Here is an 18,978-nt window from a genome sequence, read left to right as displayed (position 1 = left end):
CGCGGTGGAAACCCCTGCGACGGAGGAACTAGGGAACGGGAAAGAAGCGCGCGTTCGGTGTCCTGGCGGCCACGCTTGTTGCTGCCGCGCTGCCGATAGTTGCGGCTCCGCCGGCATCGGCCTCGTCGTTCGACTGTATGGGCTACCTGCGGAACCTTGGCTACACCGTGGGCCCGAAGGTGAAGGCAGCGTGCGACATCGGTGCCGACGACAACATCTCGGGGCTTGACAACGTCATTTGCCAGCTTCACTTGGAGAACATTGGGGTGAGGCGCGCCCACGCCTACACAGCCTGCTATCAACTGGCCTGAGGGCACAGGGCCGTCGGCGCGGGCATGTCCCGCGCCGACGGGCGCCTCGGTCAGACCTTGGTGCGGCCGGTCTTGTACAGCTTGGCCGCGAGCGAGGAGACGTCCTCCAGGGAGGCGCTGGCTCCGCCGAGCAGCGTTACGGCCGGGTCCATCACGTTGATGGCGGCCATGGTCGAGTAATCACCCCATGCGCAAGTCGGGATCTGCGCCTCCTTGGGGCCGTTCTTCAGAGTGCCGTCGCCCTTGGGGTTGGTGAGCTTGATGTTGGCGCACTTCAGCACGGCGCCCTCGAACCCGTCCGGCTGGAACTCGCGCGGGCTTCCGACGACTTCGAACTTCACGTCCGGCATCAGCGGGTTCGGCTTCTTGCCGACGCTGTCGAAGTAGTTGTCGACCGTGGCCTCGGGGTCCGAGATCTGGCCCCACATGCCGTTCGCCGACAGCTGCTTCGCCTTCTTGCTCGTGCCGTTCGAGTACTGCACGAAGGTGCTGTGGGCGTCCTTGATGCCCAGAGCTTCGGCCTCGGTCTTGCTCTCACCCTGCATCGGCGTGTCCTGCGGCTTCCCGGCGCCCGCCGGCAGCTTGTAGTTGTCCACCGAGGCGGGGAACGCCAGCTTGTAGCCCTTGGTGTCGTCCGAGATCGACGCGCCGCTGCCCTTCAGGAACCACCACGCGCCGCCGGCCACGACGGCCAGGACCACGACGACCGCCAGGACCGCGCCGCCCTTGCCCTTCTTCGGCGGGGCCGGGGGCTGCATGCCGTACGGCGGCTGCGGCTGGCCCGGGTAGGGCTGCTGGGGCTGCTGCGGGTAGGCGTAGCCCTGCTGCGGCGGGACGCCCTGGGGGGCCTGCTGCGGGTAGCCGTACCCGGGCGCGGGCTGCTGGCCGGGCTGCTGCGGGTAGCCGTATCCCGGCTGCGGGGCCGGCGGCTGCTGCCCGTACGGGTTCGGCTGGCCGCCGTACGGCCCCGGCTGCTGGGGACCCGGTCCGCCGTACGGGCCCGGCTGGTTGTAGCTCATGTCCTGCGTTCCCCTCCAGGATTCCTTTATCTACTGCTGACATCCTGGCGGAAGCCCCGCGCCGCGACGGCGCCGGGGCCCCGGGGATTCGGCGATCAGTACGAGACCGTTACCGCACGTGCGGGGAGCGATACGGGCAACTGCCGCCGTTCCCGGATCTTCCGGGCGCATCCGGCGCGATCGCGCCTTCGCGGGCCAACTGCCACCGCCGGGCGGGCCCCTGCGCGGGCGCCGGTATCGATTCGATTCGGGGGCGAGGCCGCCTCTAAACTGTGTCCGTGACCGAGAACACGCAGACACCCAGCAGCCCCAACTCCGAACTGCCGACCCAGTACGCGCCGGCCGAGGTAGAGGGGAAGCTCTACGAGCGCTGGGTAGAGCGCGGTTACTTCGAGGCCGACGAGAACAGCGACAAGCCCGCCTACACCATCGTCATCCCGCCGCCGAACGTCACCGGCAGCCTGCACCTCGGGCACGCCTTCGAGCACACGCTCATCGACGCCCTCACGCGCCGCAAGCGCATGCAGGGCTACGAGACGCTGTGGCAGCCCGGCATGGACCACGCCGGCATCGCGACCCAGAACGTCGTCGAGCGCGAGCTCGCCAAGGAGGGCAAGTCCCGCCACGACCTGGGCCGTGAGGCGTTCGTCGAGCGCGTCTGGCAGTGGAAGGCCGAGTCCGGCGGCCAGATCTCGGGCCAGATGCGCCGCCTCGGCGACGGCGTCGACTGGTCCCGCGAGCGCTTCACCATGGACGAGGGCCTGTCCCAGGCCGTCCAGACCATCTTCAAGAAGCTCTACGACGACGAGCTGATCTACCGCGCCGAGCGCATCATCAACTGGTGCCCGCGCTGCCTCACGGCGATCTCGGACATCGAGGTCGAGTACCAGGACGACGACGGCGAGCTCGTCTCCATCCGCTACGGCGAGGGCGACGCGTCCATCGTCGTCGCGACGACCCGCGCCGAGACGATGCTCGGCGACACCGCCGTCGCCGTCCACCCGGAGGACGAGCGCTACAAGCACCTCGTCGGCACCGAGATCGAGCTGCCGCTGACCGGCCGCCGCATCCCGGTCGTCGCCGACGAGCACGTCGACCCCGAGTTCGGCACCGGTGCCGTCAAGGTCACCCCGGCCCACGACCCCAACGACTTCGAGATCGGCCAGCGCCACGGCCTGCCGAACCTCGCCGTCATGGACGAGCGCGCGGTCATCACGGCCCACGGCCCCTTCCAGGGCCTGGACCGGCTGGAGGCCCGTTCCGCCATCGTCGCCGCGCTGCGCGCCGAGGGCCGGATCGTCGCCGAGAAGCGCCCGTACGTCCACTCCGTCGGCCACTGCTCGCGCTGCAAGACCACCATCGAGCCGCGCCTGTCGATGCAGTGGTGGGTCAAGGTCGGCCCGCTCGCGAAGGCCGCGGGCGACGCGGTCCGCGACGGCAAGGTCAAGATCCACCCGCAGGAGATGGAGAAGCGGTACTTCGACTGGGTCGACAACCTCCACGACTGGTGCATCTCGCGCCAGCTGTGGTGGGGACACCGCATCCCGGTCTGGTACGGCCCGAACGGCGAGGTCGTCTGCGTCGGACCGGACGAGCAGCCGCCGACGGGCGAGGGCTGGCGCCAGGACACCGACGTCCTCGACACCTGGTTCTCCTCCGGCCTGTGGCCGTTCTCCACGCTCGGCTGGCCGGAGCAGACCCCGAGCCTGGCGAAGTTCTACCCGAACTCCGTTCTGGTCACCGGCTACGACATCCTCTTCTTCTGGGTCGCCCGGATGATGATGTTCGGCCTGTACGCGATGGACGGCACCCCGCCGTTCCACACCATCGCCCTGCACGGCATGGTCCGCGACCAGTTCGGCAAGAAGATGTCGAAGTCCTTCGGCAACGCGGTCAACCCGCTGGACTGGATGAACGAGTACGGCTCGGACGCCGTCCGCTTCACCCTGGCCAACGGCGCCAACCCGGGCGTCGACGTCCCGATCGGCGAGGACTGGGTCAAGGCGTCCCGGAACTTCGCCAACAAGATCTGGAACGCCACCCGCTTCGCGCTGATGAACGGCGCGACGATCGAGGGTGACCTGCCCCCGGTCGAGCAGCTGTCCGCGACCGACCGCTGGATCCTGTCCCGCCTCAACAAGACGGTCGCGCAGGTCGACGCGTACTACGAGGACTACCAGTTCGCGAAGCTCAGCGACGCGCTGTACCACTTCGCGTGGGACGAGGTCTTCGACTGGTACGTCGAGCTGTCGAAGACCACGTTCTTCGCGGGCGGGGAGCAGGCCAAGGTCTCCGGCCGGGTCCTCGGCGAGGTCCTGGACGTCATGCTGCGCCTGCTGCACCCGGTCGTCCCGTTCGTCACCGAGACGCTGTGGACCACCCTCACGGGCCGCGAGTCCATCGTGATCGCCGAGTGGCCGACCGACAGCGGCTTCCGCGACGAGGCCGCCGAGGCCGAGATCGGGAACCTCCAGCAGGTCGTCACCGAGGTCCGCCGCTTCCGCGCCGACCAGGGCCTGCAGCCCGGTCAGAAGGTTCCGGCCCGCCTCGACCTCGCGGGCACCCCGCTGGCCGCGCACGAGGGTGCGATCCGTCAGCTGCTGCGCCTCCAGCCGGAGGGCGAGGGCTTCAGCGCCACCGCCACCCTGCCGGTCGCCGGCGCCACGGTCGCCCTCGACCTGTCCGGCACGATCGACGTCGCGGCCGAGCGCAAGCGCCTGGCCAAGGACCTCGCCGCCGCCGAGAAGGAGAAGGCGCAGGCGGAGGCCAAGCTGGGGAACGAGGCCTTCCTGGCCAAGGCCCCCGACAACGTCGTGGACAAGATCAAGGGCCGGCTGGCCAAGGCCGAGGCGGACATCGCCCGGATCCAGGCGCAGCTGGCGGCGCTGCCGGCCGCGTAGGGCCGGTACGCACGAAGAAGCACGAAGAAGGGGAAGGCCCCCGCACCCGAGGGTGCGGGGGCCTTCCCCTTTCGCGGAGGGCTCCGGACTACGCGTCCCGGCGCCGGCGCCACAGCGGCCGGGCCAGGACGCCCGCCACCGCCAGCGAGCCCAGGCCGGTGGCCGCGAGGCCCGGCTTCAGGCCCGGCGGGGTGTACGAGCAGGAGACCCGGTCGGCGCCGGCGCCCAGCGGCACGCCGAGCAGGCCCTGGTACGAGACCGGGGTGCGGGCGGCGCCGCCGTTCACCGAGCAGGTCCAGCCCTGGATCGCCGGGGTGGCGACGACGGCGGTGCCGCTGGCGCCCTTGGGCAGCCGGGCCTCGATGGAGTGGCCGCCGACGTCGACCCGGTCGGGCGCGGGCGAGGCGGAGCGGACGGCCTGGACGGCGGCGTTGAAGGCCTTGGGGTTCAGGCAGCCGACGGCGTCGTCGGGCAGCACCTGGCCGGGCTTGGTCGCGCCGAGGGCGAAGCGGAACGTTCCGTCGGCGGGGACGGTGCCCAGCGGCTTGACGGGGTTGAGGACGACCGGCGGGTGCGCGGTGTTGTTCTGCGCCTCGCCGCCGTCGCCGACGGACTGGCCGTAGAACCCGGGCGCGTACAGGAAGGCCTGGTCGCCGGGGGTGCACCGGGCGGAGAAGGTGCTCCAGGCCTCGCCCTTGGCGGGCCGGCCGAGCTGCCGGCCCGCGGGGACGTGGCCGCCGACCGGGCCCTTCTCGTACTTCAGCGCCGGCACGGTGTAGACCTTCGCGCCGAGCGCGGCCTGGCGGTGCGCCCACACGGAGCCGGCCGGGGCGCCGTACGCCTGGTCGGTGCCGGGGGAGCGCAGGCTGAACAGCGGCAGGGCGGGGACGCTGCGGGCGGTGACGCCGCCGTCCGGGGCCTTCTCCAGCAGGGTGCCGGTGCCGAACAGCGCGTGCAGGAAGGGGTCGCCGGCGGTGCGCAGGTTGCGGCCGCCCATGGCGTAGCCGATGCCCAGGTCGCGCAGGCCGGTGGCGGCCTCCTTGGTGACGTAGCTGCTGTAGTAGCCGCCCGCCTGAATGCCGAGCAGCATCGGGTCGTTGTTGGTGACGAAGATGCCGGGGGTGATGCCGGTGCGGGAGCGGGGCCAGTCCTGGTGGGCGGCTGCGGCGTCGCGGGTGTCGTGGGCCAGCCGGTTCAGGGTGGAGGCCTCGGTGTATCCGCGGCGTGCGGGGTCGAACTCCACGTGGGTGGCGTACACGGCGTACGAGGTGAGGGCGAGGGTGCTCAGGGCCAGGGCGCCGACCACGAGGGTGCGGGCCCAGCGGCGCAGGCCGCCCGCGTACAGCAGGAGCAGCGCGGTGACGACGGCGCCGCCGACGAGGGTGCCCCGTACGGCGTACGTGTTGACGGGCTGGGTGTCGCGGGTCAGCAGCAGCACGCCGCCGAGCAGGACGGCCCCGCCCAGCAGGGCGCGGCGGCGGGGCATGTGGGCGAGGCAGATCCAGGCGGCCATCACCAGGAGCCCGCTGAGGACGAAGCTCTCGCGGAAGGGCGAGCCGTGGGGGAGGGTGAAGCCCTGCCAGACCTTGGCGGTGGGCGTCCACACGAAGGACAGCGCGGTCAGCACGATGAGGACGAGCCAGGCGGCGCGCTCGCGGACGCGGACCTTGGACTGGAAGGGCAGGGCCAGGACGAGCAGCAGCACGAGCACGCCGGCGAACACGTTGGGCGCGGCGGGCTCGGGCACGGTGCCCGGCAGCAGCAGGCCGAGGAAGGTCCGCGGCCCGGTGGCGACGCTGACGACGTAGCTGTCGGAGGGCTGGGCCTGGGCGCTGGCCAGGCCGGAGACCAGGACGGCGGGGGCGGCCAGGAGCAGGCCGGCGACGGCCATGGTGCTCGCCCGCCACATGGCGCGGCCGCGGGTGCGCCAGTCGGCGTCGGTGACCGCGAGCCGCAGGAGAAGGACCAGGACGGCGCCGATGGTGGCCATGGCCGCGCTGTAGAAGTTGGCGTACCAGCACAGGGCGAAGAAGAGGGTGCCCAGGACCCAGCGGCGCTCGGTGAGGCAGAAGTCGGCGGCGATGCAGAGCAGGGGGAGCGCGACCAGGCCCCACATCCACATGGGCACGATGCCGCCCTCGATGAGGGTCCAGCCGCAGACGGCGTAGCCGGTGCCGAGGAGGGCGCGCAGCCAGGGGGAGCCGGGGCGCAGGCGGCCGAGGAAGACCGTCATGACGGCGGCGGCGAGGCCGGTGCTGAGGAGGGTGACGAGGAAGACGGGGAGGTCGGCGTACTCGCGCGGGAAGAGGCCGGTCAGCAGCGAGAAGGGGTTGGCGAGGTAGGTGAAGAACTCGCCGAGGAACCCGTTGCCGTAGCCGCTCTGCCAGTTGAAGAAGAGGTCGCCCTGGGCGGTGCCGTGCTGGAGGTCCCAGAGGTGGGCGTGGAAGGGGACGTACTGGTTGCGCAGGTCGTTCATGGCCCGCGAGCCCTGCCCGAAGGGGTAGGTGCCGTGGGCCGCCATGCCGATGCAGTACGCCGCCATGGACAGCACCGCCGAAGCGAGGGCGGCGGCGGTGCCGCTGCCGCGCAGCCGGTCGGTGAACCGGGTGCCCGTGGCGGGCCGGCCGGGACCCTCCGGCGCAGGGCGCGCCGGGGCGGCGGTGGTTGGAGTCGTCATGGCGGTGGGTTCCCCGTACGGATCGAGTGTCCGGCCATCCCCCGGCCGAATCCAAAGTCATATCTTAGGGAAAGGCTTGGAAGAGCCGGGTGCCGAATGCCAGGAGTACGAGCGCCCCGAGCACCGCGTAGGCGGCCAGCGGCGGCAGCCAGTGCGGCACGGCCCGGAGCGCCGAACCCGGCCCCGCCACATGCCGCGTGACGTACCAGAACATCGGGATCATCACCGCCCAGACGGCCGTGCACCAGGGGCAGAGGGCGCCGATGACGTAGAGGCACTGAGTGATCAACCACACGGTGAAGGCGAAGCCCGCGGCGAGCCCGCCCCACACCACCCGCCAGAGCAGCCGCGGGAACACCGCCCCCAGGAGCAGCGCGAGGCCCAGGGCCGCGAGGGCTCCGAACCCGGCGATCCCCAGCAGCATGTTGGGGAAGCCCAGCAGGTTGCCCTGCCACGTGGACATCACGTCGCCGCAGCTGAACACCGCGCTGATGTTGCAGCCCGGCGTGAACAGCGGGTCTTCCAGTGCCCGCAGGCGGTCGTACGTGAGGGCGCCGGAGGCCCACAGGCCGACCAGGCCGCCGGCCAGCAGCAGCGAGGACAGGCCGCGTCCCGTGCGGCGGGTGGTGGGGTGGTCGGCGGTCATTCTCCCGACGCTAGGCGGGCGGACGGCGCCCGCGGCAGGGCGGAAGGGCCGTCACCGGCGGGCCCAAGGTCCCGGAGGCCGGCCGCCAAGGTCCCGGGCCGAAGTGCCCTATCTCACGTCATTTGCGGCTTTTGGTGGGCATCTTGCGGGACCGGACCTTGGATGATGGAGGGCATGTACGCGAAGCGCGGCGGTTCGGCCATCCAGCGAATCCCGGCTGCCGTGCGCCGTCTCACCGACCGGTGGGGCACCTCCCCGCGGGCCCTCGACGCGCTCACCGCGCTCAGCTGCTTCGCCCTGATGGGCCTCGACCTGCCGGGCCTGGCGGCCGCCGACAACTCCCTCGACGGACCCACGGCCGCCCTCGTGCTCGCGGCCGGCGCGGCCACGCTGCTGGTGCGCCGCCGGGCGCCCTGGCTCGCGTACCTGACGGCACTCCTCTTCATCGGCTGGCTGCACGAGCTGACCCTCATCCAGTTCGCCCTCTACTCCCTGGGCCGCTACTGGGGGCGCCGGGCCGCGGTCGTGGCCACGGCCGTCTACGTCGGCTACGCCTACCTCCTCTTCAACCTCCCCGGCTGGCCCGCCGACCGGGCCGACACCCTCAGCGCCTTCCTGGGCCTGGTCGTGCCGATCGGCGTGCTCGCCGCGGCCGTCGGCATCGCCGCGTACCGGCAGGACCTGGTGCGCGAACTCGACGCGCGGCGCGCCGAGGCCGCCGTACTCCAGGCCGTCCAGCAGGAGCGCACCTCCGTCGCCCGCGACGTCCACGACTTCGTCGGCCGCGAGCTGACCCTGCTCACCGTGCGCTCCGAGGTCCTCGCCCTGCGGGCGCGGGGTCAGTCGTACGAGAAGGACTTCGACGAGCTCGCCGAGACCGCCCGCCGCGCCCACCTGGTCCTGAACGACATCATCGTGCTGCGCGGCGAGCGGGTCTCCACCCCGGGCGTGGACGGGCTGCCGGCGCTGGCGGAGGAGAGCGGCCGCGCCGGATCGCCCGTGCGCCTCCGCGTCGACGAGGCCGGCCGCACCCTGTCGCCCCTGCGGCAGGCGGCGGTCTACCGCGTGGTCCAGGAGTGCCTGACCAACGCCGCCAAGCACGCCCCGGGCCAGGCCGTCGACGTCTCGATCGCGGCCGAGGGCCCGCAGCTGCGGATCGAGGTCAGCAACCCGCTGCCGGCCCGCGACCGGACCGGCCGCGCCCCCGTCTCGTCCGGCTCGGGCACGGCCAGCATGTCGGAGCGGGTCAGGAGCCTCGGCGGCACCCTGACGGCGACGCGCACGGAGGACGCGTACGAGGTCGTCGCGACGCTGCCCCGGGGCTAGACCTTCGAGGGGGTCAGCAGCGTGTTCAGCGCGTCCAGGTCCTCCACGCACTTCCCCGACCCCAGCGCCACGCAGTCCAGCGGGTCGTCCGCCACGAAGACCGGGATGCCCGTCGCCGAGGCCAGCCGCAGGTCCAGGCCCGGCAGCAGCGCGCCCCCGCCGGTCAGCACGATGCCGTGCTCCATGACGTCGCCGGAGAGCTCCGGCGGGCAGTCCTCCAGCGTCGCCCGGACCGCTTCGACGATCGCCTCCACCGGCTCGTCCAGCGCGGCCCGCACGTCCGGTGCCGCCAGCGAGAGCGTCTGCGGCATCCCGCCGACCTTCTCCCGCCCCCGCACGGTGAACGTCAGCGTCTCCAGCTCCGGCCGGTCCGGCACCGGCCAGGCCGAGCCGACGGCCACCTTCACGTCCTCGGCGGTGCGCTCGCCGACGAGCAGCCCGTGCTCCCTGCGGACGAAGTCCATGATCGCGGCGTCCATCCGGTCGCCCCCGACCCGCAGCGACCGGGACGTGACGATCCCGCCCAGCGAGATCACCGCCACCTCCGTCGTGCCCCCGCCGATGTCCACCACCATCGACCCGCGCGGCTCCGACACCGGCAGCCCCGCCCCGATCGCCGCCGCCATCGGCTCCTCTATCAGGTGCACGGCCCGCGCGCCCGCCCGCGTGGAGGCGTGCACGATGGCCCGCCGCTCCACCGGAGTCACCCCGCTCGGCACGCACACCACCATCCGGGTGCGCGGCCGGCGCCCCGGCACGGCCTTGCGAACGAAGTGCCGGATCATCTCCTCGGCCGCCTCGTAGTCGCAGATCACCCCGTCCTTCAGGGGACGGATCGCCGTGATGGAGCCGGGGGTGCGGCCGATCGTCTCCTTGGCCTCGGCCCCCACGGCCAGCGCGGCGGTCGTGCCCGCCCTGACCGCGACCACGGACGGCTCATTCAGCACGATCCCGTGCCCCCTGGCGTAGACGAGGGTGTTCGCGGTCCCCAGGTCGATGCCGATGTCGCGGCTGGAAGCCGTCTTGTTGGTGCTGGCCTGCGGCATTTGTTCCCCAATCCTTTGCCGCAAGGCTTGCATAACGATCCGGCCGCTCTTCCGGCCGAAGGTCCCGAAACGGCCGGGCCCGAAGTCCCGTCGGCCCCCGTCCGTAGACTGGACCCCGTGAGTGAGCAGCCCGAGGCCAACGACCGTTTTGACGATTCCGGCATGTTCGACGAGATCGTCGACGCGGAGACCGACCGCGACCCCGACCTGGCGGTGATCGAGGCCGGCAGCCGCACCCTGCGGACCCAGGCCGGATCGCCGCAGGGCGACCCCGTACCGACCCGCCCCCAGGACCCCGAGGTCGACAAGGCGCTGCGCGAGGTCGAGCAGGAGCTCGCCTCCCGCTGGGGCGAGACGAAGCTGGAGCCCTCGGTCACCCGCATCGCGGCCCTGATGGACGTCCTGGGCGAGCCCCAGCGCGCCTACCCCTCCATCCACGTCACCGGCACCAACGGCAAGACCAGCACGGCCCGCATGATCGAGGCCCTGCTCGCCGCCTTCGACCTGCGCACCGGCCGGTACACCAGCCCCCACGTCCAGATGATCACCGAGCGGATCAGCCTGGACGGCGCCCCCATCGACGCCGAGCGCTTCGTCGAGACGTACCGCGACCTCAAGCCGTACATCGAGCTGGTCGACGACCGCGAGGACTACCGCCTGTCCTTCTTCGAGGTCATGACCGGCATGGCGTACGCGGCCTTCGCCGACGCCCCGGTCGACGTGGCCGTGGTCGAGGTCGGCATGGGCGGCACCTGGGACGCCACCAACGTCATCGACGGGTCGGTCGCCGTGATCACCCCGATCAGCCTCGACCACACCGACCGCCTCGGCGGCACCACCGGTGAGATCGCCCAGGAGAAGGGCGGCATCATCAAGCAGGACGCCACCGTGATCCTGGCCCAGCAGCCGGTCGACGCGGCCCAGGCCCTGCTCAAGCGGGCCGTGGAGGTCGACGCGACGGTGGCGCGCGAGGGCATGGAGTTCGGCGTGGTGTCCCGAGAGGTGGCCGTCGGCGGCCAGCTCCTCACGCTGCGCGGACTCGGCGGCGAGTACGAGGAGGTCTTCCTCCCCCTGTACGGCGCCCACATGGCCGCCAACGCCGCGGTCGCCCTGTCCGCCGTCGAGGCCTTCTTCGGCATCGGCGCCGAGCACGCCCGCCCGCTGGACATCGACACCGTCCGCCGCGCCTTCGCCTCGGTCACCTCGCCCGGCCGGATGGAGGTGGTCCGGCGCAGCCCCACCGTCGTGCTCGACGCCGCGCACAACCCGGCCGGCGCCCGGGTGACGGCCGAGGCGGTCACCGAAGCCTTCGGCTTCAGCCGGCTCGTCGGCGTGGTCGCCGCGAGCGACGGCAAGGACATCCGCGGCGTGCTGGAGGCCTTCGAGCCGATCTTCGCCGAGGTCGTGGTGACCCAGAACTCCACCCACCGCGCGATCGGCGCGGACGAGCTGGCCGCCATGGCGGTCGAGGTCTTCGGCGCCGACCGCGTGCAGGTCGAGCCGCGCCTGGACGACGCCATCGAGGCGGCGATCACGCTGGCCGAGGAAGAGGCGGAGTACGGAGGGGCCGGCGTCCTGGTGACCGGCTCGGTGTTCACGGTCGGCGAGGCCCGGCTGCTGCTGAAGAGGGACTGAGGGAAGACATGCGGACGCTGTGCGCATCCACGCTGATCGGCGAGTTCTTCGTGATCGGCTTCGCCGGACTGGTCGCCATGAAGGGCGACCTGTCCGCCGCCACCGTGTGGACGGTGTGCGGGATCGGCATGCTGCTGACCGTGCTGCTGTGCGGGATGCTGTCCCGCCCCGGCGCGGTCCAGATCGGCTGGGCCCTCCAGGCCGGCCTGATCGCCAGCGGCTTCGTCGTCCCCACCATGTTCTTCCTGGGCGCCGTCTTCGCCGGCCTGTGGTGGTGCTCCGTCCACTACGGCCGCAAGATCGACGAAGCGAAGGCCCGCTGGGCGGCGCAGGCAGCGGCCGCCGAGGCCGCTGACGCTGCGTGACGGCGGCCCGCTGCACCCCTGTAGCCTCTTCAGACCGCACCCGTATGCCGCAAGGAGCCGGAACATGACCCAGCGCACTCTCGTCATCCTCAAGCCCGACGCCGTCCGTCGCGGCCTGATCGGCGAGATCATCGGCCGTATCGAGCGCAAGGCCGGCTGGACCATCCCGGCGATGGAGCTGCGCACGCTGGACCAGGAGACCCTGGAGGCGCACTACGGCGAGCACAAGGGCAAGCCGTTCTACGAGCCCCTGATGGGCTTCATGGCCTCCGGCCCGGTCGTCGTCCTCGTCGTCGAGGGCGAGCGCGCCATCGAGGGCCTGCGGACCCTGGCCGGCCCGACCGACCCGATCGCGGCCACCCCCGGCTCCATCCGGGGCGACTTCGGCACCATCGTGCGCGAGAACCTCATCCACGCCTCGGACTCCGAGGAGTCCGCCGAGCGTGAGCTGAAGCTCTTCTTCCCCTCCCTCGTCTGATCTCGCGTCAGCCATATAGCGCTCATGACCTGGGGCGACCGAAGTAATTTCGGTCGCCCTTCGGTATGGACGGCGGTGCCCGGGAACGCATGGGCCAGACATGTCGTCACCATTAGGGGGGCGGGTACCCGTTCCGGCCGGAAGTGGAGGAGTCCCGTCGCGCGGACTCCGCACCTGCGGCACTACGATGGGACCTCCACCCACACACCCACCTCGCCGACCTGACAGCAGCCGCTCTCAACTGGGAAGGCCAGACGCTCCTCATGGGGAACAAGGGGAACTCAATGTCGTTCATCGGCCGTGACATGGCTGTCGACCTCGGGACCGCCAACACGCTGGTGTACGTGAGGGGCCGGGGGATCGTCCTGAACGAGCCGTCCGTGGTCGCCATCAACACGAACACCGGCGGAATCCTCGCGGTCGGCTCCGAGGCCAAGAAGATGATCGGCCGGACGCCAGGCAACATCGTCGCGGTGCGCCCCCTCAAGGACGGCGTGATCGCCGACTTCGAGATCACCGAGCGCATGCTCCGGTACTTCATCCTCAAGATCCACAAGCGCCGCTACCTGGCCCGCCCCCGCGTCGTCGTCTGCGTGCCCTCCGGCATCACCGGGGTCGAGCGCCGCGCCGTCATCGAGGCGTCCACCCAGGCCGGCGCCCGTCAGGTGCACATCATCGAGGAGCCCATGGCCGCGGCCATCGGCTCGGGCCTGCCCGTGCACGAGGCCACCGGCAACATGGTGGTCGACATCGGCGGCGGCACCACCGAGGTCGCGGTCATCTCCCTCGGCGGAATCGTCACGGCACAGTCCATCCGGGTGGCCGGCGACGAGCTCGACAACGCGATCATCCAGCACATCAAGAAGGAGTACAGCCTCCTCCTCGGTGAGCGCACCGCCGAGCAGATCAAGATCACCATCGGGTCGGCGTACGACCTCGACAAGGACGAGCACACCGAGATCCGCGGCCGCGACCTCGTCTCGGGCCTGCCCAAGACCGTGGTCATCTCCGCGGCCGAGGTGCGCAAGGCCATCGAGGAGCCCGTCAACGCCATCGTCGACGCGGTGAAGACCACCCTCGACAAGTGCCCGCCCGAGCTGTCCGGCGACATCATGGACCGCGGCATCGTCCTCACCGGCGGCGGCGCCCTGCTCCGCGGCCTCGACGAGCGGCTGCGCCGGGAAACCGGAATGCCCATCCACATCGCCGAAGACCCGCTCGACTCCGTCGCGCTCGGTTCCGGCAAGTGCGTCGAGGAGTTCGAGGCGCTCCAGCAGGTGCTGGACGCCCAGCCCCGTCGCTGACGCCGCCCGGCCGTCGTTGACAGCGCATTGACAAGGCCCCCGATCAGGGGATACCGGAAACACACAGATCCGCCGTACGGGTGCTACCGCGCCCGTGCGGCGGATCGTTGATATACAGGCAAGAGACCCGGTGCGCGCACCGGCTCCAGTGGAGCCCGCCGCGTCGGTACGGATCAAACGGAAGGCACGGCCGCCGCACGTGAGGGACACACGAGAGAGCCGGCTGCTCCTGGTACTGCTGGTCGCCATCGCGTTCGCGCTGATCACGGTGGACATCCGGGCCGGCGAGGAGTCACCGGTCGACGGTGCCCGGCAGGCCGCCGCCGCGGTCTTCGGACCGGTGGAGAAGGGCGTCGCGACCGCCGTCGACCCGGTCGCCAACGCCATAGGCGCCGTACGCGACTCCGGCGAGCGCCACAACCGCATCACCGAACTCGAGCGCGAGAACACGGCCCTGAAGGCGAAGCTCGGCAGCGACGACCGCAACCGCAGCCGCATCCGCGAACTCGACGACATGCTCAAGAAGGCCGGAGCCGGCCAGTACGGCATCAAGGGCGCCGAGGTCATCGCGATAGGAGCGGCCCAGGGCTTCTCCTGGACCGTCACCATCGACGTCGGCACCAAGGACGGCATCCAGCGCGACATGACCGTGCTCAACGGCGACGGACTCGTCGGCCGGGTCACCACGGTCGGCCCCGACACCTCCACCGTCCTGCTGGCCACCGACCCCGACTTCACCGTCGGCACCCGCCTGGAGAAGACCGGCGAACTCGGCTTCGCCACCGGCCAGGGCGACCACTCCCTCTCCGTCCAGATGCTCAACGGCAAGGCCAGGGTCAAGCCCGGCGACCGGCTCGTCACGTTCGGCTCCCGCGCCAACCGCCCCTTCGTCCCGGGCGTCCCGATCGGCGAGGTGGTCCGCGTCGACCCCGCGGGCGGCGGTCTCACCCGTACCGTCTTCGTCCGCCCGTACGTCGGCTTCTCCCGCCTCGACATCGTCGGCGTGGTCGTGATGCCCCCGCGCACCGACCCGCGCGACGCCGTCCTGCCGGCCAAGCCCGCCCCGCCCAAGCCCACCCCGACGGTCACCGTGACGGTCACCCCCAGCGCGCGTGCCGGCGCCGGGGAAGACGCCGGTCAGCCGGCCGACGACTAGGAGGCCGCCATGCGCTTCAACCGGATCCTGCTCGCGACCACCCTCGTCGTGGTCGCGCTCGTCGTCCAGGTCACCGTCCTCGCACGCCTCCAACTGCCCGGCGCCGTGCCCGACCTGGTGCTGCTGACCGTCGTCGCCCTCGCCCTGGTCTACGGACACACCAGCGGCGCCCTCATCGGCTTCGGCGCGGGCCTGCTCTCCGACCTCGCCCCGCCCGCCGACCACGCCGCCGGCCGGTACGCCCTGGTCCTGTGCGTCGTCGGCTACCTCTGCGGACTGGTCCGGCCCTCCGACGGCCGGTTCCGGTCCGCCTGGGGCCCGATGCTCACCGTGGTCGCGGCCGCCGTCGGCTCCACCCTCCTCTACGGAGCGGTCGGCGCCCTCGTCGGCGACGACGCCGCCCGCCACGTGGGCCTCACCGGGCTGCTGTTCAGCGCCGCCCTCTACGACCTGCTCCTCGCGCCCTTCACCGTGCCGCTCATCATGGCGCTGGCCCGGCGCGCCGAGAGCGACCCGATGGCCGTCGAGGCCAACGCCGGTCCCGCGCAGGGCACCGACGTGGCCTCCGGCTGGCTCTCCGGCGGCACCGGCCTGCGCATCGGCGGCCGGCGCAACGGCCTGCGGATCAAGGCGGCCCGCAGCAGAGCCTCGAACGCCGGCCGCATAAAGGGCATCAAGAGCGCGAAGAAGCTCTGAGGGGGAGCGCGTGACCAACATCCCGGAGACCGGACGCACCCCCCGGGTGCAGATCCGGCTCGGCATCATCCAGGTGATCGTCTTCTCGCTGCTGCTCACGCTCGGCGGGCGGCTCTGGTACCTCCAGATCCGCAACGGCGACGAGTACACGGCAGAAGCGAAGGGCAACCACGTCCAGCGGGTCGTCCAGCCCGCCGTCCGCGGGCCGATCCTCGACGCCCGCGGCGTCCCGCTGGCCGACAACGAGACCCGCCTCGTCGTCTCCGCCAGCCGCACCGAGCTGATGCGGATAAAGGACCGGGGCAAGGCCGTGCTCACCCGCCTCGCCGGCGTCCTGGACATGACCCCCAAGGAGGTCATGGACAAGATCAGGCTCTGCGACTCCGAGACCCCCAAGCCCTGCTGGAACGGCTCCCCGTACCAGCCCATCCCGGTCACCACGGAGGCCACCACCCAGCAGGCGCTGCAGATCCGCGAGCGCCCCGAGGACTTCCCCGGCATCACCGCCGAGCCCACCGCCGTACGCCGCTACGCCGCGCCCGGCGGGGCCCGCACGGCACAGGTGCTGGGCTACCTCTCGCCGGTCACCGACGACGAGATCCAGAAGGCCAAGGCGACCGACTCCCCGCACCTGCGCTCCGACCAGGTCGGCCGCTCCGGCATCGAGCGCACGTACGACAGGGAGCTGCGCGGCAAGGCGGGCGTCACCAGCTACGAGGTCGACAACCTGGGCCGCGTCATGGGCGAGGCCGAGTCCGACCCCGGCGTGCCGGGCTCCACGCTCGTCACCAGCATCGACGCGCGGGTCCAGGCCGTGGCCGAGTACGAGCTGGCCCAGGCGATGAAGACCGTGCGCCAGGAGACCGACAAGATCACCGGCCGCAAGTACGAGGCCGACGCGGGCGCCGTCGTCGTCATGGAGTCCAGGACCGGCCGCGTCGTGGCCATGGCCTCCCAGCCCGACTACGACCCCAACGCCTGGGTCGGCGGCATCTCCGCCAAGGACTACGCCAAGCTGACCAGCAAGAACTCCAACTACCCGCTGCTCAACCGGGCCATCCAGGGCCAGGCTCCCGCCGGCTCCGTCTTCAAGGTGGTCTCCGCGAGCGCGGCGGTCCGCGCCGGGCACGACTTCAACGACAAGTACGACTGCAGCGCCTCGTACAGCATGGGCAACCGCAGCTTCGCGAACTTCGAGTCCAAGGGGCACGGCCCCATCACCCTCGGCGACGCCCTCAAGTTCTCCTGCAACACCGTCTTCTACCGCCTGGGCCACCAGGAGTGGCAGCGCGACGGCGGCCTCAAGCCCAAGAAGAACGCCCACGACTGGTTCTACCGGACCGCCCGTGAGTTCGGCTTCGGCGGCGAGACCGGCATCGACGTGCCGAACGAGGTCAAGGGCCGCATCCCGGACCGCCAGTGGAAGAAGGCCTTCTGGGAGGCCAACAAGGACGCCTGGTGCAAGCAGGGCAAGAAGGGCGGCACGTACGTCGAGCAGATCGCGTACGAGAGCTGCCTCGAAGGCAACCAGCTCAAGGCCTTCGACAGCATCAACTTCGCCATCGGCCAGGGCGACGTCCTGATCACCCCGATCCAGCTGGCGACCGCCTACTCGGCCATCAGCAACGGCGGCACCCTCTACACCCCGACCATCGGCAAGGCCGTGATCAGCCCCGACGGCAAGACGGTCCACGAGATCAGGCCCACCCCGCACGGCAGGCTCCCGGTCGACGCCGCGACGATCAAGAACCTGGACAAGGGACTGCGCTCCGTCGTCGAGCCCGGCGGCACCGCCGCCTGGCGCTTCGGCGGCTGGCCGCAGGACCGCATCCCCATGCACGCCAAGACCGGCACCGCCCAGGTCTACGGCAAGCAGACGACCTCCTGGCTGGCGACGTACACCAGGGACTTCACGATCATCATGACCATCTCCCAGGGCGGCACCGGCTCCGGAGCCTCCGGGCCCGCCGTCCGCAACATCTACGACGCCATCTACGGCCTCGACGACGCCGGCAACCAGGACCTCAAGCGGGCCCTGCTGCCGCAGCCGCAGAAGGCCCTGCCGAAGATCCTGCCCGACGGCACCATCGAGGCGCCCGAGATCAAGCCGTACGACCCGGACGCCCAGAAGGTCGACCCCGGAGAGAAGGGCGACGGGCTGCCGGCGCTCGCGGGTCCGCCCGCCCACCTGAGGGACTGACCCGATGACCGCACCCCACGGATTCTCCGTCTCCCGCTACGCACCGGAGCGCGGGCCGCTGGCGAAGCTCACCGCCCGTGACTCCGTGCTCCGCCGGCTCGACTGGCCGATCCTGCTGTCCAGCCTCGGCCTGTCGCTGCTGGGCGCCCTGCTGGTGTGGTCCGCCACCCGCGGCCGCACGGAGCTCAACCAGGGCGACCCGTACTACTTCCTGTTCCGGCACGCCCTGAACACCGGCATCGGACTCGTCCTGATGATCGGCACGGTCTGGCTCGGCCACCGCACCCTGCGCGGGGCGGTGCCGGTCCTCTACGGCATCTCGATCCTGCTGATCCTCGCCGTGCTCACCCCGCTCGGCGCGACGATCAACGGCGCCCACGCCTGGATCGTCATCGGCGGCGGCTTCTCGCTCCAGCCCAGCGAGTTCGTCAAGATCACCATCATCCTGATCATGGCGATGCTGCTGTCCGCCCGCGTCGACGCGGGCGACCTGCCCCACCCGGACCACCGCACCGTCGCCAAGGCGCTGTGCCTCGCCGCACTCCCCATGGGCATCGTCATGCTGATGCCCGACCTCGGCTCGGTGATGGTCATGGTGGTGATCGTCCTCGGCGTGCTGCTGGCCTCCGGCGCCTCCAACCGCTGGGTCCTCGGCCTGATCCTGACCGGAGCGACCGGCGCCGCCCTCGTCGCCGCGCTGGGCGTGCTCGACGAGTACCAGATCAACCGCTTCGCGGCCTTCGCCAACCCCGAACTCGACCCCTCGGGCGTCGGCTACAACACCAACCAGGCCCGCATCGCGATCGGCTCCGGCGGCCTGTACGGCGCGGGGCTGTTCAACGGTCACCAGACCAGCGGCCAGTTCGTGCCCGAGCAGCAGACCGACTTCATCTTCACCGTGGCGGGCGAGGAGCTCGGCTTCCTCGGCGCCGGACTGATCATCCTGCTGCTCGGCGTGATCCTCTGGCGGGCCTGCCGGATCGCCCGCGAGACCACCGAGCTGTACGGCACGGTCGTGGCCGCCGGCATCATCGCGTGGTTCGCGTTCCAGTCCTTCGAGAACATCGGGATGACGCTCGGCATCATGCCGGTGGCGGGCCTGCCGCTGCCGTTCGTGTCGTACGGCGGGTCCTCGATGTTCGCGGTCTGGGTGGCGATCGGACTGCTGCAGTCGATCAGGGTCCAGCGGCCGATGTCCGCCTGAGGCGGCACGGCCGGC

14 protein-coding genes are annotated in these 18,978 nt (G+C 71.4%); 10 read left to right on the top strand and 4 right to left on the bottom strand.

Annotated elements, in window-relative coordinates; translation table 11 throughout:
• Positions 1 to 361: 361 nt before the first annotated feature.
• Complete coding sequence (locus ACIQUQ_RS14310) at positions 362 to 1,330, bottom strand: hypothetical protein (protein WP_403975203.1); 969 nt, start codon at positions 1,328 to 1,330, stop codon at positions 362 to 364.
• Positions 1,331 to 1,608: 278 nt separating this feature from the next.
• Here ACIQUQ_RS14310 and ACIQUQ_RS14305 point away from each other — a divergent pair, with 278 nt between their 5' ends.
• Positions 1,609 to 4,230 (top strand): valine--tRNA ligase, encoded by a 2,622-nt coding sequence (locus ACIQUQ_RS14305; RefSeq protein WP_403975200.1) that lies wholly within the window; start codon positions 1,609 to 1,611, stop codon positions 4,228 to 4,230.
• 88 nt (positions 4,231 to 4,318) lie between these two features.
• On the opposite strand, the gene ACIQUQ_RS14300 is transcribed toward ACIQUQ_RS14305, so the two are convergent.
• On the bottom strand, positions 4,319 to 6,907 hold the full coding sequence (locus ACIQUQ_RS14300) for a YfhO family protein (RefSeq protein WP_403975197.1): 2,589 nt from the start codon (positions 6,905 to 6,907) through the stop codon (positions 4,319 to 4,321).
• A gap of 64 nt (positions 6,908 to 6,971) precedes the next feature.
• Complete coding sequence (locus tag ACIQUQ_RS14295) at positions 6,972 to 7,553, bottom strand: vitamin K epoxide reductase family protein (RefSeq protein ID WP_403975194.1); 582 nt, start codon at positions 7,551 to 7,553, stop codon at positions 6,972 to 6,974.
• Positions 7,554 to 7,727: 174 nt separating this feature from the next.
• Between ACIQUQ_RS14295 and ACIQUQ_RS14290 the strand changes: the two genes are divergently transcribed.
• Positions 7,728 to 8,879, top strand: a complete 1,152-nt coding sequence (locus ACIQUQ_RS14290) for a sensor histidine kinase (RefSeq protein WP_403975192.1) — start codon at positions 7,728 to 7,730, stop codon at positions 8,877 to 8,879.
• On the opposite strand, the gene ACIQUQ_RS14285 is transcribed toward ACIQUQ_RS14290, so the two are convergent.
• Positions 8,876 to 9,925: a rod shape-determining protein gene (locus ACIQUQ_RS14285; RefSeq protein WP_403975190.1), complete on the bottom strand. Its 1,050-nt coding sequence runs from the start codon at positions 9,923 to 9,925 to the stop codon at positions 8,876 to 8,878. The two genes, ACIQUQ_RS14290 and ACIQUQ_RS14285, sit on opposite strands and share 4 nt — an antisense overlap.
• A 162-nt stretch (positions 9,926 to 10,087) precedes the next feature.
• Here ACIQUQ_RS14285 and ACIQUQ_RS14280 point away from each other — a divergent pair, with 162 nt between their 5' ends.
• The 8 genes from ACIQUQ_RS14280 (at position 10,088) to rodA (ending at position 18,963) form a co-directional block, all read left to right on the top strand.
• Positions 10,088 to 11,560 (top strand): bifunctional folylpolyglutamate synthase/dihydrofolate synthase, encoded by a 1,473-nt coding sequence (locus tag ACIQUQ_RS14280; RefSeq protein WP_403975658.1) that lies wholly within the window; start codon positions 10,088 to 10,090, stop codon positions 11,558 to 11,560.
• Positions 11,561 to 11,568: 8 nt separating this feature from the next.
• A complete protein-coding gene (locus ACIQUQ_RS14275; RefSeq protein WP_399950727.1) occupies positions 11,569 to 11,925 on the top strand; it encodes a DUF4233 domain-containing protein in 357 nt (118 codons plus the stop codon).
• A gap of 64 nt (positions 11,926 to 11,989) precedes the next feature.
• Positions 11,990 to 12,403 carry a nucleoside-diphosphate kinase gene (gene ndk, locus ACIQUQ_RS14270; RefSeq protein ID WP_403975187.1) on the top strand — a complete coding sequence of 138 codons (414 nt, stop codon included), beginning with the start codon at positions 11,990 to 11,992 and terminating at the stop codon, positions 12,401 to 12,403.
• Positions 12,404 to 12,687: 284 nt separating this feature from the next.
• On the top strand, positions 12,688 to 13,707 hold the full coding sequence (locus tag ACIQUQ_RS14265) for a rod shape-determining protein (protein ID WP_125647420.1): 1,020 nt from the start codon (positions 12,688 to 12,690) through the stop codon (positions 13,705 to 13,707).
• Positions 13,708 to 13,906: 199 nt separating this feature from the next.
• The gene (mreC, locus tag ACIQUQ_RS14260; protein ID WP_403975185.1) at positions 13,907 to 14,863 is read left to right on the top strand and encodes a rod shape-determining protein MreC; all 957 of its coding nucleotides are present in this window, start codon (positions 13,907 to 13,909) and stop codon (positions 14,861 to 14,863) included.
• Positions 14,864 to 14,872: 9 nt separating this feature from the next.
• Positions 14,873 to 15,559, top strand: a complete 687-nt coding sequence (gene mreD, locus ACIQUQ_RS14255) for a rod shape-determining protein MreD (protein WP_399950737.1) — start codon at positions 14,873 to 14,875, stop codon at positions 15,557 to 15,559.
• A 10-nt stretch (positions 15,560 to 15,569) separates the two neighbouring features.
• A complete protein-coding gene (mrdA, locus tag ACIQUQ_RS14250) occupies positions 15,570 to 17,759 on the top strand; it encodes a penicillin-binding protein 2 (RefSeq protein WP_403975183.1) in 2,190 nt (729 codons plus the stop codon).
• A 4-nt stretch (positions 17,760 to 17,763) separates the two neighbouring features.
• A complete protein-coding gene (gene rodA, locus ACIQUQ_RS14245) occupies positions 17,764 to 18,963 on the top strand; it encodes a rod shape-determining protein RodA (RefSeq protein ID WP_399950743.1) in 1,200 nt (399 codons plus the stop codon).
• Positions 18,964 to 18,978: the final 15 nt, after the last annotated feature.

Origin of the sequence: Streptomyces sp. NPDC101118, from assembly GCF_044759445.1 — a bacterium.
GTDB lineage: Bacteria > Actinomycetota > Actinomycetes > Streptomycetales > Streptomycetaceae > Streptomyces.
This window is presented reverse-complemented; position numbering and strand designations above follow the sequence as displayed.